At 53.0% G+C, this 15,824-nt stretch carries 11 protein-coding genes; all 11 read left to right on the top strand.

All coding sequences use genetic code 11. The features are described 5' to 3' along the window. Positions 1-891, top strand: coding sequence for a hydroxymethylbilane synthase (gene hemC, locus HQ37_RS02550; RefSeq protein WP_036879923.1), 891 nt, complete (start codon positions 1-3; stop codon positions 889-891). Continuing rightward, positions 888-2,405 (top strand): uroporphyrinogen-III C-methyltransferase, encoded by a 1,518-nt coding sequence (gene cobA / locus HQ37_RS02545; RefSeq protein WP_036879918.1) that lies wholly within the window; start codon positions 888-890, stop codon positions 2,403-2,405. Before hemC ends, cobA begins: the two co-directional genes overlap by 4 nt. 72 nt (positions 2,406-2,477) lie before the next feature. After that, positions 2,478-3,827 carry a dihydrolipoyl dehydrogenase gene (lpdA, locus tag HQ37_RS02540; protein WP_036879915.1) on the top strand — a complete coding sequence of 450 codons (1,350 nt, stop codon included), beginning with the start codon at positions 2,478-2,480 and terminating at the stop codon, positions 3,825-3,827. A gap of 716 nt (positions 3,828-4,543) precedes the next feature. Beyond that, on the top strand, positions 4,544-5,818 hold the full coding sequence (locus tag HQ37_RS02535) for an adenylosuccinate synthase (RefSeq protein ID WP_036879911.1): 1,275 nt from the start codon (positions 4,544-4,546) through the stop codon (positions 5,816-5,818). A gap of 6 nt (positions 5,819-5,824) precedes the next feature. Further along, positions 5,825-7,114 (top strand): folylpolyglutamate synthase/dihydrofolate synthase family protein, encoded by a 1,290-nt coding sequence (locus HQ37_RS02530; protein ID WP_036879908.1) that lies wholly within the window; start codon positions 5,825-5,827, stop codon positions 7,112-7,114. A 28-nt stretch (positions 7,115-7,142) separates the two neighbouring features. Further along, positions 7,143-8,573, top strand: coding sequence for a nitrate/nitrite transporter (locus HQ37_RS02525; RefSeq protein ID WP_036879906.1), 1,431 nt, complete (start codon positions 7,143-7,145; stop codon positions 8,571-8,573). 103 nt (positions 8,574-8,676) lie between these two features. Continuing rightward, positions 8,677-9,216: a 30S ribosomal protein S16 gene (locus HQ37_RS02520; protein ID WP_036879903.1), complete on the top strand. Its 540-nt coding sequence runs from the start codon at positions 8,677-8,679 to the stop codon at positions 9,214-9,216. 202 nt (positions 9,217-9,418) lie between these two features. Continuing rightward, positions 9,419-12,568 carry a TonB-dependent receptor gene (locus HQ37_RS02515; RefSeq protein WP_200879446.1) on the top strand — a complete coding sequence of 1,050 codons (3,150 nt, stop codon included), beginning with the start codon at positions 9,419-9,421 and terminating at the stop codon, positions 12,566-12,568. Between the two features lie 529 nt (positions 12,569-13,097). Further along, entirely contained in the window at positions 13,098-14,117 is a 1,020-nt protein-coding gene (gene pheS, locus HQ37_RS02510; protein ID WP_036880247.1) for a phenylalanine--tRNA ligase subunit alpha, read from the top strand. Positions 14,118-14,131: 14 nt separating this feature from the next. Next, positions 14,132-14,818 carry an endonuclease III gene (gene nth / locus HQ37_RS02505; RefSeq protein WP_036879897.1) on the top strand — a complete coding sequence of 229 codons (687 nt, stop codon included), beginning with the start codon at positions 14,132-14,134 and terminating at the stop codon, positions 14,816-14,818. Positions 14,819-14,851: 33 nt separating this feature from the next. After that, positions 14,852-15,814, top strand: a complete 963-nt coding sequence (locus HQ37_RS02500) for an ABC transporter substrate-binding protein (RefSeq protein WP_081951729.1) — start codon at positions 14,852-14,854, stop codon at positions 15,812-15,814. The last annotated feature ends 10 nt before the right edge of the window (positions 15,815-15,824 follow it).

The raw sequence follows: 15,824 nt of genomic DNA, 5'->3' as shown, positions 1-15,824 counted from the left end.
ATGAAGAAGATCGTCATTGGCACAAGGGGCAGTCGTCTAGCCCTGGTACAGACCTATATGGTGCGAGATGCCCTTCTCGAGCATGATCCGAGCCTCGAGATCGAGGTCAGGGTTATCAAGACCAAGGGAGACCGCTTCCTCCAACTGGCCCTCGATGCCTCGGGCGACAAGGGGCTATTCACCAAAGAGCTCGAGCAGGAGCTACTCGAGGGCTCTATCGATATGGCTGTACATAGCCTCAAGGATCTGCCCGTCGAGCCTGTGGCTGGGATTTGTGTGGCGGCCCTCCTGCCTCGAGAGTGTACCTGCGATGTGCTACTGGGCCGTCGCCTCGAGGAGCTTGGCCCTGGGGCTATTGTCGGCACGTCAAGTCGGCGTCGAGCCTATCAGCTACGCCAGCATCATCCGCAGCTGGATATTCGCCCGATACGAGGCAATGTGGAGACGCGGATCGCCAAGATGCGCTCAGGCGATTACGATGCCATCGTGATGGCCTACGCAGGTCTCAAGCGTCTAGGGCTCGAGCACGAGATCGCCCAAGTCCTACCCATCGAGGTGATGGTCCCTGCACCAGGTCAGGGGGCTATAGCTGTACATACCCGAGCCGAGGACGAGGCTCTCATTCGCCTGCTATCCAAGATCCATCACCATCAGACGGCCCTCGAGGTCGAGACGGAGCGTAGACTACTCTCCAGCCTCGGTGGGGGCTGTGCCTTGCCCTTGGGTTGCCTGTGTCAGATAGAGGGCTCTCAGGCTCGGCTCGAGGTTTTCTATGCCCGAGAGGATGGCTCAGAGGCGTTACACCGATCGCTGAGCTCCTCGTTAGAGGGCCTCGCTGAGACCCTAATGGCCTTGAGGAATGAACTGCTTTGCCTGCACGAGAAGAGATGAGGACAACTGTTTACCTTGTTGGGGCAGGCCCAGGTGATCCCTCCCTGCTCACCCTCGGGGCGGCTCAGCTGCTCTCTGAGGCCGATATTATCGTCTATGATGCCCTGGTCAGCCCAGCCATTCGGTCGTATTTCTCCCCTACGGCCCGCCTCGAGTATGTGGGCAAGCGAGCCGGTCGGCACTCGATGACGCAAGAGGAGATCAATGCCCTGCTCGTCGATTTAGCTCAGGAGGGTGAGGGGTTGAAGATCGTTCGCCTCAAGGGCGGCGACCCCTTTGTCTTCGGTCGAGGGGGGGAGGAGATGGCCACTCTGCACAGCCATGGCATTGCCTACGAGATAGTCCCAGGAGTAACGGCTGGCATTGCCGCTCCAGCCTACTGCGGTATCCCCGTAACTCAACGGGAGCTTAGCCGCTCGGTAACCCTGATTACCGCCTCGACACAGCAGGGTGGTTTGCCACAGCTCGACTGGGGAGCTTATGCCCGTCTCGAGGGTACGCTCGTCTTTTACATGAGCATGCGTGCCGTGCCTGAGATCGCCCGAGAGCTGATGGAGCACGGGATGCCACAGGAACATAGGGCAGCGATCATTGCCCATGGCACTTTGCCTTCACAGCGTCTGCTGTCTCAGTCGCTCAAGCAATTTGCCTTGAGCACAGAGGGCTATGAGGCTTACTCTCCAGGGCTCTTCGTCGTCGGGGATGTGGTCGCCTGGGGGCAAGACTTCGCCTGGTATCGTCCAGGCAGGCTCGTCGGGCAGAGGATCGTCGTTACACGCTCCGAGGCACAGGCCTCGTCGCTCTCTGAGCGTCTCGAGCGAGAGGGAGCAGAGGTACACCTCTTACCGACAATAGCCATTACTCCGACCGAGGAGTGGGGGCAGATTGATGAAGCTATTGCCCATTTGGACGAGTATGATTGGCTGCTGTTGACCTCGGCCAATGCTGTGCGCCTCTTCTTCGAAAGACTCTCTCTGCTGGGTAGAGATGCTCGTGCCCTCGCAGGTCTCAGTATCGGCGTGATCGGGCAGGCAACGCAGTCAGCCCTTAGAGGGTATGGCCTCGAGGCCGACTTCATCCCGAGCATTTATACGGCCGAAGTGATGGCTCGAGAGCTAGCCCCTAGGCTAAGCCCCGGACAGAGGGTCTTGTTGCCTCAGTCGGCTCGCTCGAGTGGACTCTTGGCCGAGGGGCTTAGGGCGGCGGGAGCTGTGTGTACCGAGCTGGATCTCTATAGCCCGAGTCCCATCGAGCACGATGAGGAGTATATCCGCTCGCTCATCTCGAGGGGGACGAGCTGGATTACCCTCTGCAGTTCGTCCGCAGCGACCAACTTCCTCGACCTTGTGCATCGGTATGGCTTGCAGGAGGAGCTGCATCGGTGTCGCCTGGCCGTCATCGGTACAGTAACGGCCGAGACCATCACGGCTGCGGGCTATTCGGTTGCGGCTCTGCCCGCCAAGGCAAGTATTGAGGCTTTGGTGGAGGAGATTGTGCAAAAATCACTACCTTAGCCCCTGTACCTCGTTTTCGATACAATGCGAGGCAGTAACTATTCAACCACAATCCATTCACATCACACAGCTATGATCTACGACTTAGCGATTATCGGGGCTGGCCCTGCAGGGGCAGATACGGCTGAGTACGCAGCCGCTCAGGGCCTCTCTGTAGTACTCTTTGAGAAGAATAAGGTCGGAGGCGTTTGCCTCAACGAGGGGTGTATCCCAACCAAGACCCTCTTGCATTCGGCACATCTCTACTCCCAAGCGCAGCAGGGACGCAAGTATGCCATCTCTGCTAGCGATGTAAACCTAGAGCTCTCGAAGCTCATGGCTCGCAAGACGAAGATTCTCAAGAAGCTCGGTGCTGGTATCAAGATGAGCCTCGAACAGCATGGTGTCAGGCTCGTCTGCGAAGGGGCTCGCCTGCTGGAGCGTCGTGATGAGGGCTTTGTGCTCGAGGCTGGGGGGGATACCTATATGGCCCGCAAGGTGATCCTAGCTACAGGCTCTGAGGCTTTCATCCCTCCCATCGAAGGGCTTGAGGAGGGCTCGTATTGGACCGCTCGCGAAGCTTTAGAGGTGAAGGAATTGCCTCAGAGGCTCGTTGTTATCGGTGCTGGAGTCATCGGGATGGAGTTTGTCTCCTTCTTCAATACTATGGGCGTCGAGGTCTCTGTCGTTGAGATGCTGCCCAAGATCTTAGGCCCTGTGGATGGAGAGCTGTCCGAGGAGCTGCGTCAAGTCTTTGAGAAGCGAGGTGTGAAGTTCTACCTCTCCACCCGTGTCGAGGCGATCCGAGATGGCATCGTCTATGCCCGTAATGAGGAGGGGTCTATCGAGCTACAAGCTGATCGAGTGCTCATCAGTGTGGGTCGTCGCCCTGTGATGAGGGATCTTGGTCTGGAGACCTTGGGAGTTGCCTGTGCCCGAGGTGCTGTCGTCGTGGATGAATACATGCAAACCAATGTCCCAGGGCTTTATGCCATTGGAGACCTTAATGGTACGTCGATGCTGGCGCATACGGCTACTCGAGAGGGTGTTGTGGCAGTCGATCACATCGTCGGCGAACGTCCCGAGCCCATGAACTATCGGGCCATCCCTGGTATCGTCTATACTGATCCCGAGATTGCCTCGGTGGGTAAGACTGAGGAGGAACTACGTGCTGAGGGCGTCGAATATCGGGTGCATCACGTCCCCATGACCCTATCGGGACGATTTGTCATTGAGAACGAGATGGGTAGCGGCACTTGTAAGCTGCTCACTGATACCTCTGGCCATCTGCTGGGAGCGCACCTCTTGGGCAATGTCTCCTCAGAGATCCTCACCCCTGCGATTATGGCCGTGGAGCAGGGGATGACGCTGCGTGAGCTCAGCCGCTTCGTCTTCCCACACCCCACGATCGGGGAGATCCTACGCCTAGCCGCCCTGCATTAGCAAGAGGGGCGGGCTCTCTATCTCTTTTAGATAGTCTGTTGCGTGAAGCCTGGGCAATGATGCTCAGCTCTGCCCATCCACGATGAAGACTCTCGAGGCTCATCGTGGATGGGTTTTGTTGTGCCCATACTCTTAGCCCCCGAGCAGTCTATGGCTTGCCTCCGTATAGCTGCTCCGCTGAGGCCTCGATAGTAACCGTCTGAGGTGCTCGCAAGACCTCGGCGGAGATCTCTCTAGACACTGGATGGAGGTACAAGTAGGGCCTCGATCGAAGTATAGATAGGATCGAGGCGGAGCTTCTACTTGAGTCTCACTTGCGATCCTATCTATACTTCAATTGTGATATAAGTAGGAACGAAATGGAACTCCTCCTGATACCTCCCTCGAGGCCCCATCGGGATAGCTATTGAGTGGGGTATAGGGCCTCGGACTGGAGGCTATCGTAGGGGTGGAGGAGGCCTCGAGAGAGCCTTCGCTCGTTAGATGGGGGGGGCGAGAGGCCAGCATCTGACTAGGGCTTAGAGGGGGGCGAAGGGGAGACTTTGAAATCTTGTTATCGAGGAAACCCTCTCGGTGAAGACATTTTAACCGCTCAGCTTTATTCTTTTGGACGGGGTACTCTGTGCAAAATCAGTTATATTTGCAGATGCTTGTCCGAGCCGAGCTTGCGGCGGGCCATACTTAGATAATGATTATCAATTCTTATGATATAAGACATGAAAAGAATAGACGTACTGCTGGGTTTGCAGTGGGGAGACGAAGGTAAGGGTAAGATCGTAGATGTATTGACCCCTCGGTATGACCTCGTCGCTCGCTTCCAGGGTGGACCTAATGCAGGGCATACGCTAGAGTTTGACGGAGAGAAGTATGTATTGCGTTCGATCCCCTCAGGTATCTTCCAGGGGGATAAGCTCAACGTGATTGGTAATGGGGTTGTCCTAGACCCAATTCTCTTTGTCGACGAAGCTACGGCTCTCTCGCGTAGTGGACACGATCTGACTACTCGTCTCGTTATCTCTCGCAAGGCACATCTGATTCTACCCACACATCGCTTGCTGGATGCAGCCAACGAAGCCGCCAAGGGAGATGCCAAGGTCGGCACGACGGGCAAGGGCATTGGTCCTACCTATACGGACAAGATCGGCCGCTATGGCCTACGTGTCGGGGATATAGAGTATGACTTCCTGAACAAGTACGAGCAGGCCAAGCAGAGACATCTCGGTATGCTCAAAGCTATGGACTTCCCCCTAGGCAATCTGGAGGAGCTAGAGCGTGCATGGCTCGAGGCCGTAGAGCAGCTCAAGGCCTTCACTTTTGTCGATAGTGAATGGCTTATTAACAATAGCCTCCGAGAGGGCAAGACCGTCTTGGCCGAGGGAGCACAGGGCTCTTTGCTGGATATTGACTTCGGCTCTTACCCCTTCGTAACCTCTAGCAATACGATCTGTGCAGGCTGCTGCACAGGTCTGGGTGTTGCTCCCAGCAGCATTGGCCAGGTCTATGGGATCTTCAAGGCCTATTGCACCCGAGTGGGGGCAGGCCCCTTCCCCACAGAGCTCTTCGACCAGACAGAGGACGAGCTCTGCCGCCTAGGGCATGAGTTCGGCTCTGTAACAGGGCGTAAGCGTCGCTGTGGATGGCTAGACCTTGTAGCTCTTCGCTATACAGTAATGATCAATGGGGTTACGAAGCTCATGATGATGAAGAGCGACGTCATGGACACCTTCGAGGAGATCAAGGTTTGTGTCGGCTATGAGCATGAGGGTAGGGTCTCTAGTGAGTTCCCCTATGAGCTCAATGAGAGCTATCGTCCCGTCTATAAGAGCTTCAAGGGCTGGGGGCAAGATACCTCGAAGATGAGCCATGAGGAGGAGCTCCCGGCTGCTCTGCGAGAGTATATTGCCTTCATCGAGGGGGAGATCGGCGTGCCCATCGCCCTCATCTCTGTAGGCCCAGACCGAGACCAAACAATCATCCGAGGCACACTCTAAGCACCTATGACCTACGAGGAGGCTGTAGCCTATCTCTACGAGGCAACGCCTGTCTATCAGCATATCGGTGGCCAGGCTTACAAGCCTGGCCTGGGCAACATTGAAGCCCTAGATGCCCTCTATGATCACCCGCACACATCCTATCGCTGCATCCATGTAGCGGGGACGAATGGCAAGGGCTCTACTTCGCATACACTGGCTGCCATCCTACAGTCGGCTGGTTATCGTGTGGGGCTCTTCACCTCTCCACATCTAGTGGACTTTAGAGAGCGTATTCGGGTCAATGGCCAGATGATCACTCAAGACTATGTCGCTGATTTTGTGATGAAAGCTCGGGGTGAGGTGGAGCAGATCCACCCCTCCTTCTTCGAGCTGACGACGATGATGGCTCTCTGCTACTTCCGCCACAGTGAGGTCGATGTGGCAGTCATCGAGGTAGGGCTAGGCGGACGGCTCGATAGCACCAATATCATTCGTCCCGTGCTGAGTATCATCACGAATATCAGCCTCGAGCACACACAATTCCTCGGCAATACCCTAGGGCAGATCGCAGCCGAGAAGGCGGGCATCATCAAGCCTCTTACCCCTGTCGTCGTGGGTAACGCCTCGGGCGAGGGGGTGCGGGAGGCTCTTGAGGCCAAGGCTCAGCAGCAGAGTGCTCCCCTCTTCCTAGCCGAGGAGGCAGCACCGCTCCAGGAGGCCACCCTCATGGATGTCGGCTACCTCTACAAGACCCGAGACTGGGGTGTCGTGAGAGGCGAACTGACAGGTCTTGCCCAGGTGGAGAATACCCGTACGATCTTGACGGCCCTAGAGTGTCTGCGAGGGGAGTTTGAGATCACCCCCTCGGCCGTAGCCCAGGGCTTCGCTGGGGTGTGTCGTCTCACGGGGTTGATGGGTCGTTGGCAGACACTCTCCAAGCATCCTCGCCTTGTCTGCGACACGGGGCACAACGCCGCCGGCCTGGCTCAGATCGCTGAGCAGCTTCGTCGCTTGCGCTACTGCTACGAGCATACCCACTTCGTCCTGGGGATGGCCTCGGACAAGGATGTCGCCGCAGTGCTCAAGCTTCTGCCCCGATGGCCCAAGTACTACTTCACCCAGGCAAGTACCCCACGGTCTCTGCCCGCAGAGCGTTTGGCTGCATGGGCCCACGAAGAGGGGCTCGAGGGTGAGGTCTACTCCAGCGTCGCAGAGGCCCTTGAGGCCGCTCGAGCCTCGGCCTCTTCTAGAGACCTTATTTTCGTTGGGGGGAGCAACTTCGTTGTGGCTGACCTCCTAGAGAGCATTCAATGATTATTGTCTATCTAATAAAGAATAAACTATGACAGAACAAGTAAAACTGACGATGAGGGATAAACCCCTGTACCGCTGGGCAGCCCTTATCCTGCTGTCTGCAACCATGTTCTTTGCCTACATGTTTGTGGACGTGCTCTCCCCCTTACAGGCCAATCTGCAGGAGCTGAGAGGTTGGGATCCTAGTGCCTATGGCCACTTTGCCGGCTCTGAGATGTTTCTCAATGTCTTTGTCTTCTTCCTCATCTTCGCTGGGATCATCCTCGATACTATCGGGGCTAGGCGTACAGCCATCCTCTCGGGCGTTGTGATGGTGTTGGGTGCTCTGGTCAAGTACTTTGCGATCTCTGAAGCCTTTATTGGCAGCTCTGCCGAGGCTTGGTTCAGCAACAACCTCAACTTTCCCAGTGAGTGGTGGAATATTACCCCCTTCTATGCAGGGATGCCCGCCTCGGCCAAGATGGCAGCCGTGGGCTTTATGATCTTTGGTTGTGGTGTAGAGATGGCTGGTATTACAGTCTCTCGTGCTATCGTTAAGTGGTTTAGAGGCTACGAGATGGCCCTGGCGATGGGGCTAGAGATGGCCATCGCTCGTATCGGTGTCGCTGTCGTAGTACTGCTCGGCCCTAAGGCCCTCGGGATGGGGGGGGTGATTGATATCTCTCGTCCTGTGCTGCTGTGTACAGCCCTAGTATTCATCGGCTTGCTCTCACTCATAGCCTTCTTCTTCATGGATCGTAAGCTCGACAGAGAGGTGGGAGCTTCTAACGAGGAGAAGGACGATCCCTTCAAGCCCAAGGATCTCGTTTCGCTCTTCACCAGTCCTACATTCTTGATCGTTGCCTTGCTGTGTGTGCTCTATTACTCTGCTATCTTCCCCTTCCAAAAGTATGCGATCAACATGCTCCAGTGCAACCTACAGATCAGTGCCGAGGATGCTGGTATGATCTTCTTTTGGTTCCCCCTAGGGGCTGCAGCCATTACTCCATTCTTGGGGAACTTCCTCGATCGTAGGGGTAAGGGGGCTTCGATGCTCATTATCGGTGCTGTCCTGATGATTGTCTGCCATCTGACTTTTGCCTTCCTGCCCCATATCAGCTCATCGCTGGCTACGCCTGTGGCTCTCGGGGCCATTGTGCTGCTGGGGATCTCCTTCTCCCTCGTACCCGCCTCGCTCTGGCCCTCTGTGCCCAAGCTGGTAGACGAACGCCTCCTGGGCTCTGCCTATGCCGTGATCTTTTGGATACAGAACATCGGTCTCTACTCCCTGCCCATGGTCATCGGAGCAGTGCTGCGATCATCTAATCCAGGTGTAGAAGATCCTCTGCTCTATAACTATACACAGCCTATGCTCGTCTTCGCCAGCCTCGGTGTCGCAGCTCTAGTGCTGGCTTTCGTCCTCAAGGCGATGGATAGAAAGAAGGGCTACGGCCTTGAGCTTCCCAACGTCAAGGAGTAGCTCCTCTCTCGGTAGGCTCCAGGGGGATTGCAGGGAAGCAATAATATTGCTACCTTTGCACCGCTAATGCAATTACGCAAGCAAGAATACTTAAAAATTATTTATGGCAACTAAGATCAGATTGCAAAGACACGGTCGCAAGGCTTACGCCTTCTACAAGATCGTTGTCGCAGACAGTAGAGCGCCACGTGATGGCAAGTTTATTGAGAAGATTGGTACTTATAACCCTAACACCAATCCTGCCACAGTAGATTTGAATTTCGAGCGCGCTTTGTATTGGCTTAATACCGGAGCTCAGCCCACAGACACGGCTCGCAGCATCCTCTCTCACGAGGGCGTTCTGCTGATGAAGCACCTGCAGGGTGGAGTGAAGAAGGGTGCCTTCGATGAGCAGGCTGCCCAGGCTAAGTTCTCTGCTTGGCAGCAGAGCCGTGAGAATGCCCTCGGTACGCTCAAGGCTAACATCAACAAGGCTAAGCAGGATGCTGCTAAGGCTGCCTTCGAGGCAGAGGTAGCTGCAAACAAGGCTAAGGCTCAGCTCGTAGCTGAGAAGAAGGCCGCTGAAGCTCAGGCCGCCGCTGAGGCTGCCGCTGAACAGGAAGCTAACGAAGAAACTCCTGCTCAAGAGCCCACAGCCGAATAATCAGACTTGTATGATCTGAAGATAAAGGACGGATGCATCCTTCACAATTTTGGTGGAGTGCGTCCGTCCTTATTCTTTTTATCCCTTCGACAGACTTTCCCCCTTGGCGAGCGAACAAATAGGGGTCGAAAGTTATTCTAAGTATAAGTTAGATAAAGCACTTACACGTTCAAATCAACTTAATGATTAACCACCAAAAGTTATGATGAAACATCTACTTCGGTTTGCAGTCGCACTGGTCGTCAGTTTGGCTACATTTGGGCTTCAAGCTCAGGTAACAACCTCCGCAGTTACGGGTACAGTTACAGATGCCGTAACCAAGGAAGCTCTTATTGGAGCATCGGTTGTCGTCAAGCACTTGCCCACTGGTTCTATCCAGGGTACAAGTGTCAACGCCAAGGGTAACTTCACCATCGTTGGTCTCCGCCCTGGAGGACCTTACCTCATTGAGGTAAGTTTTGTGGGCTATCAGAAGGCTCAAGTGAAGGATGTTCAGCTCTCTCTCGGAGAGACTGAGACCTTTAACTTCCAGCTCAAGGACGATGTCCAGTCTCTCCAGCAGCTGGTTGTTACGGCTTCGGCAGGCTCTGCCTTCAACGCTAGACGTACGGGCGCAGGGACGAACTTCTCTCGCAAAGCTATCGAGCGTACCCCTAGCATCGAGCGTAGCCTTTTCGACGTGGCTAAGCTCTCTCCAATGGCTAGCATCTCGAGCAATGGTGCTGTGAGCTTCGCAGGGAGCAACAACAGATACAACAGCTTCCAAATCGACGGAGCGGTGAGCAATGATGTCTTTGGCCTTGCTAGCTCTGGGACTAATGGCGGTCAGGCTGGTGCTACTCCTATCTCTCTAGAGGCAATCGATGCTCTTCAAGTGCTTATTGCCCCCTTTGACGTGCGTCAGAGCGGATTTACTGGCGGTGGTATCAATGCTATCACCAAGAGCGGTACGAATAGTTTCAAGGGCTCTGCCTATGCCTTCTACAAGGATCACAACTTCTTCGGCACTACGCCTGGGGCAGACATTAAGAACCGCACCAAGCTAGGAGAGCAGCACGATTACTCTACTGGATTTACTCTCGGAGGGCCTATCATCAAGGACAAGCTCTTCTTCTTCGTCAATGCAGAGCTTAATGACTCTCGTTATCCCTCTCGCTACCTCATTGGCGAGCCAACGCAGCAGGTGCAGGAGGCAACTGTTAAGCAGATCGCTAATAAGGTCAAGGAACTCACTGGTGGTTATGATGCAGGCGGCTACGATGCCACTGATGTACCTACGCGTAGTTATAAGGCCCTGGCTCGTATCGATTGGAATGTCGCTCATGGTCATCGTCTGAGCCTACGCTATAGCTTCCTCGATGCCTCTAAGTATGTCTTCAGCAATGGCCCTCAGACGCTTCGCTTCCTCAACAATGGCTATACCTTTGTTAATAAGACCCATTCATTCGTAGGGGAACTCAACTCAACCTTCAGCAGTACAGTATCCAACGAACTTCGTGTTGGTTATAATCGCATCCGTGACCACCGCAATGTCGCAGGTCGTCCCATGCCTAGCATTCAGATCGTTGATGGGAATAGCAATATTTATCTTGGTCCAGAGCGTAACAGCTCGGCTAATGCGTTGGATCAGGATATCTTCAACATCACGGACAATCTGACCCTCAACTTTGGTAATCACACCCTTACGCTCGGTACACACAACGAGCTCTTTAAGATCCGCAATCTCTTCATCCAAAACAACTATGGGTCCTATGTCTACAAGTCGCTGGCAGACTTCCTAAGCATCGGCACCTCTGATGAGAAGATGCCTGATAGCTATGACTACTCTTTCTCGATAGAGAGCGTAACTGGCTCTAAGCGTTATGCACCTGGTTTCGGTGCTGCCCAGCTTGGTTTCTATGCACAGGATGACTGGAAGGTGAATGATCGCCTCCGTCTAACCTATGGTCTACGTATCGACGTTCCTATCTTCTTCGATAAGCCTAGTGAGAATAAGGACTTCAATGCTGGGCCTATTGCCAAGAAATATGGTGTGCAGAACAACACTATGCCCAGCAGCACACCTCTGCTCTCGCCTCGCTTTGGCTTCCGCTATCACCTCGATGAGGCTCGTAAGTATTTGCTTCGTGGAGGAGTTGGGATCTTCACTGGTCGCATTCCTTTCGTTTGGCTGTCTAATAGCTTCAGCAACACGGGCTTTGAGTTCTCTCGAACACGCTTGAATTCAAAAGATTTCAACAAGGGTGTGCCAGGCTTTAAGTTCAATATCGATCCTGACAAGCAATATATTGCACCTGCTGGAGGACCTAATACAGAGGTGAATATGGTAAGCAAAGACTTCAAATTCCCTCAGACTCTGCGTACAAACCTTGCTTTGGAGGCTATGCTCCCTGGTGATATTAAGGCCACTGTAGAGGGAATGTTTAGTAAGACGCTCAACAACATTTTCTATCGCAATCTCAATCAGGTTTACTCTGGAGAGTTCTTTGATCATGGCAGCATGAAGCGTCCTCTCTATAAGAAGGTTGATCCCAAGGCTACTTACCTCTTGCTGCTCGACAACACGGACAAGGGATATAGCTACAATATCTCTGCTCAGCTGTCTAAGGACTTCAATTTCGGCCTCAGCACCTCTTTGGCTTACACCTATGGAAAGAGCTTTGGCGTGATCGATGGTACGAGCTCTGTAGCTTCATCTAACTGGAAGTATAACTATACTTTCGCTGGTATGGATGCCATGGAAGAGGCCTTGACAACCTTTGACGTTCGTCATCGTATCGTTGGTACATTGAACTATCGAGTAGAATACGGTGGTAGCTTCGCCACAACTATTGGTCTTATTTATAGTGGTCAGAGCGGTCCTCGCTTCTCATTGGCTTATAACCGTAGCGACATGAACGGTGATGGAGAGAGCGGCAATGACTTGATGTACATTCCTACGAAGGAGGAGCTAAAGAAGATGAAGTTTGTGGATGATAGCAATCGACAGGCCTTCGAGGACTTCATTACTTCAAACGAACAGATTGCGGCCTATCGTGGTCAGTTTGCTCCTCGCAATGCCTTCGTCGCTCCCTTCTTGCACAAGATTGATTTGCATTTCGCCCAGGATTTCTATCTCAACATCGGAGGTCGTCGTCATACTCTACAGTTGAATGCAGATGTGCTCAACTTGGCCAATCTACTCAATCGTGGTTGGGGAATTTCCTATTCGGCCGGATGGGCCCAGACTCCACTCTCTTACAATGCGAAGAAGCAAGAGTATAAGTTCTCTCCCTATCCTGGTACGATTTGGTCTATTCAGGATATGGACTCTCGCTGGAAGGCCCAAATCGGTATCAAGTATATCTTCTAAGGCATTTCGCAGAGTGTGAGCCTTTAGGTTCATCTCTTTAAAATACAAGGGGCTGCTCTAACAAGTAGAGCAGCCCCTTGTGCTTTGTGGGGAAAAGGTAGACACCTAATTTATTGCTCTCTCTCGATAGCTCTACTATCACTATTTCTTAGACCTCCTGTAGAGACTCAGATAGGATCTCCATTGTGATCCTACTTATGTCTTACATTCGATCCTACTTATACCTCGATCGAAGTCCTATCTAGACCTCTACAGTCCGCCTATCTAACACCTCATATGAGAGTCTATTGATGTTGAGATGGAGAGCGTATGAGGCAGTCATAGTAACTTGATCGATGTCATTGGGGTAATTTGAAGAGTGAAGGCAGCAAGAAGCCTTGTAGAAATTCGCTAACTTTGCATGGCCTTGCCCCCCTCTACCTCGAGTTTATTGCTCAGTAAGGGAGTAGGGGAGGTATGGACTAAAAGCAAAACGAAAGAAGTACCACTATATAATATAGATTGCGATCTACAGGTAATCGCCCAAACTATGCAAGAGAAAATCAAAGCCCTACTCGAGGAGATCGAGTCGCTCAAGAGTCAGTCCCTGCAGGAGGTAGAGGAGCTGCGCATTAAATATATCAGCAAAAAGGGGTTGGTGGGGCAATTGTTCGAAGAGTTTCGCTCGCTCCCTAACGAGGACAAACGCAAGGTCGGAGCTCTGCTCAATCAGCTCAAAGATGTTGCCCAAGAGCGTATCAACCATCTTCGGGAGACGTTGAGCCAGGAGAGCAAGCGTACTCCCGAGATTGACTGGAGTCGCACGGCTTACCCCGCACCATTAGGCACTCGCCATCCGCTCACCCTTGTCCAGGAGCAGATCTGCTCGATCTTTGCTCGACTGGGCTTTTCTATAGCTGAAGGGCCTGAGATAGAAGACGACTGGCATGTCTTCTCTTCGCTAAACTTTGCCGAAGATCATCCTGCCAGAGATATGCAAGATACCTTCTTTGTGGCCAACGCTCCTGGGACACTGCTGCGCACCCACACCTCTTCGGTGCAGTCTCGTGTGATGAGTCAGAGCGAGCCTCCGATCCGCATCATCTGTCCTGGTCGTGTGTATCGTAATGAGGCGATTTCGTACCGAGCCCACTGCTTCTTCCACCAAATGGAGGCTCTCTATATTGATCAGAATGTCTCCTTCGCTGATCTCAAGCAGGTGCTGCTCTACTTCGCACAGGAAATGTTTGGCCCTAAGACTCGCATTCGCTTGCGACCCTCCTACTTCCCCTTTACAGAACCTTCGGCAGAGATGGATATTTCGTGTAATATTTGCTCGGGCAAGGGGTGCAACTTCTGCAAACATACGGGCTGGGTCGAAATCTTAGGATGTGGGATGGTAGACCCCAATGTGCTCGAGAGCTGTGGTATCGATAGTCATAAGTATAGTGGCTATGCTCTCGGTATGGGGATCGAGCGTATCACCAATCTTAAGTATCGAGTCAAGGATCTACGCCTCTTCTCGGAGAACGATCAGCGATTTTTGGATCAATTCGAGAGCGCACACTAACGCCTGCCTGCCCCGTGAACAAACAGGAGAGATACCGCCACATCATCGAGTGGTTCACGAAGAATATGCCCGTGGCGGAGACGGAGCTGGACTATACTACGCCTTTTGAACTGCTTGTGGCCGTTGTCCTTTCGGCTCAATGTACAGACAAGAGGGTCAATATGGTTACTCCCCATCTGTTTATGCAGTATCCGACACCCGAACGACTGTCTGGGGCTAGCGTAGAGGAGGTCTTTGAAGTCATCAAAAGTATTAGCTATCCGAATAATAAGGCTCGTCATTTGGTCGCTTTGGCTCAGATGCTCGTGCAGGATTTCTCGGGCGAAGTCCCCGAGACGAGAGAGGAGCTCATGCGGCTACCAGGTGTCGGGCGTAAGACCGCCAATGTCATTACTTCGGTCATCTTCCATCAGCCTACGATGGCTGTCGATACGCATGTCTTTAGGGTGAGCGAGCGTATGGGGTTGGTTACTCGATCACGTACTCCGTTACAGACTGAGCTCGAGCTTGTTAAACATATCCCTAGCGAACTCATTCCCAAGGCACACCATTGGCTTATCTTGCACGGGCGTTATATCTGTTTGGCCCGCAAGCCCAAGTGTGATGAATGTGGCCTAAGGCCTTATTGCCGTTATTACGAACGTAAGCAGAGGCAACTGACCAAGAGCCGCCAGGGCTCTGACCAACAACTTTCTATCTGATGAAAAGTATTATATAATAATTATTTATCTACTATGAATAGAGGAAAGACTACGACAACCTATGCCTTTTGTGCTCTTTTGATGGGCCTGGGTATCTTACTGATCTCAAGTTGTGGATCGGGCTCTAGTTCTCGTAAGGCAAACGAAGTGATGAACCTGCGTATGGGTATTATGCCTTCTGTCGATCACCTGCCTTTTGCCTGGGCGCAGAAGCAGGGTATCTATGACTCTCTTGGTCTGAAGCTCGAGATCGAGCGTTTCTACTCCCCCATGGAGAGAGATGTAGCCCTACAAGTTGGACAGCTGGATGCCTCCATCTCCGACTATACAAGTGTAATGATCCAGCATGCTAAAGGACTTCCCCTGCGCCTGGGCATGCAATGTCAAGGTGCATTTGCCTTCATTACGGCAGCAGATACTCCATGTGAGCGCGTTGAAGATCTGAGGGGGAAAGAGATTGCTCTCTCAAGCAATACAGTGATAGAATATGCTACTGACAGGCTACTCGCTCTCAGTGGCGTCTCTCCCGAGGAGGTAACTAAGGTAGAGGTACAGAAGATCCCCCTGCGTCTTGAAATGCTTCTCTCTGGTCAGGTCGATGCGGCTATATTGCCCGAGCCTTTTGCTCAGATTGCTCTCGAAGCTGGTCTCAAGACCATCCCAGGTGTGTTGGCGGCAGGCAGCCCAGAAAGCCAAATCACGGGAGTAGCCATTGCAGAGAAGGCTTTGCAGGACAAGCAGGAGGCGATAGCCCTGCTCCTCAAGGGTTATCAGATCGCTGTCGAGCGCATTCAGATGCTGAGCCCCACTGAATGGAAGCAGTTTGTAGCCCAAGAACTTGGTGCTCAAGACCTCTCCCTCTCTAGAGAAGGATATTCCCGAGAGATCACGCCTAATGCTGCAACGCTACAGGAGGTCGCCGCTTGGTTAAAAGCCAAGCAGCTCATCCCTGAATCCTATCAACCCACTCAGCTTCTCTATCAAGCGAAGAACTAACCAGACATCT

This window comes from Porphyromonas sp. COT-239 OH1446 (assembly GCF_000768875.1).
Lineage (GTDB): Bacteria > Bacteroidota > Bacteroidia > Bacteroidales > Porphyromonadaceae > Porphyromonas.
Note: the sequence above shows the minus strand (reverse complement) of the source record. Positions and strands in the feature narration are given on the sequence as shown.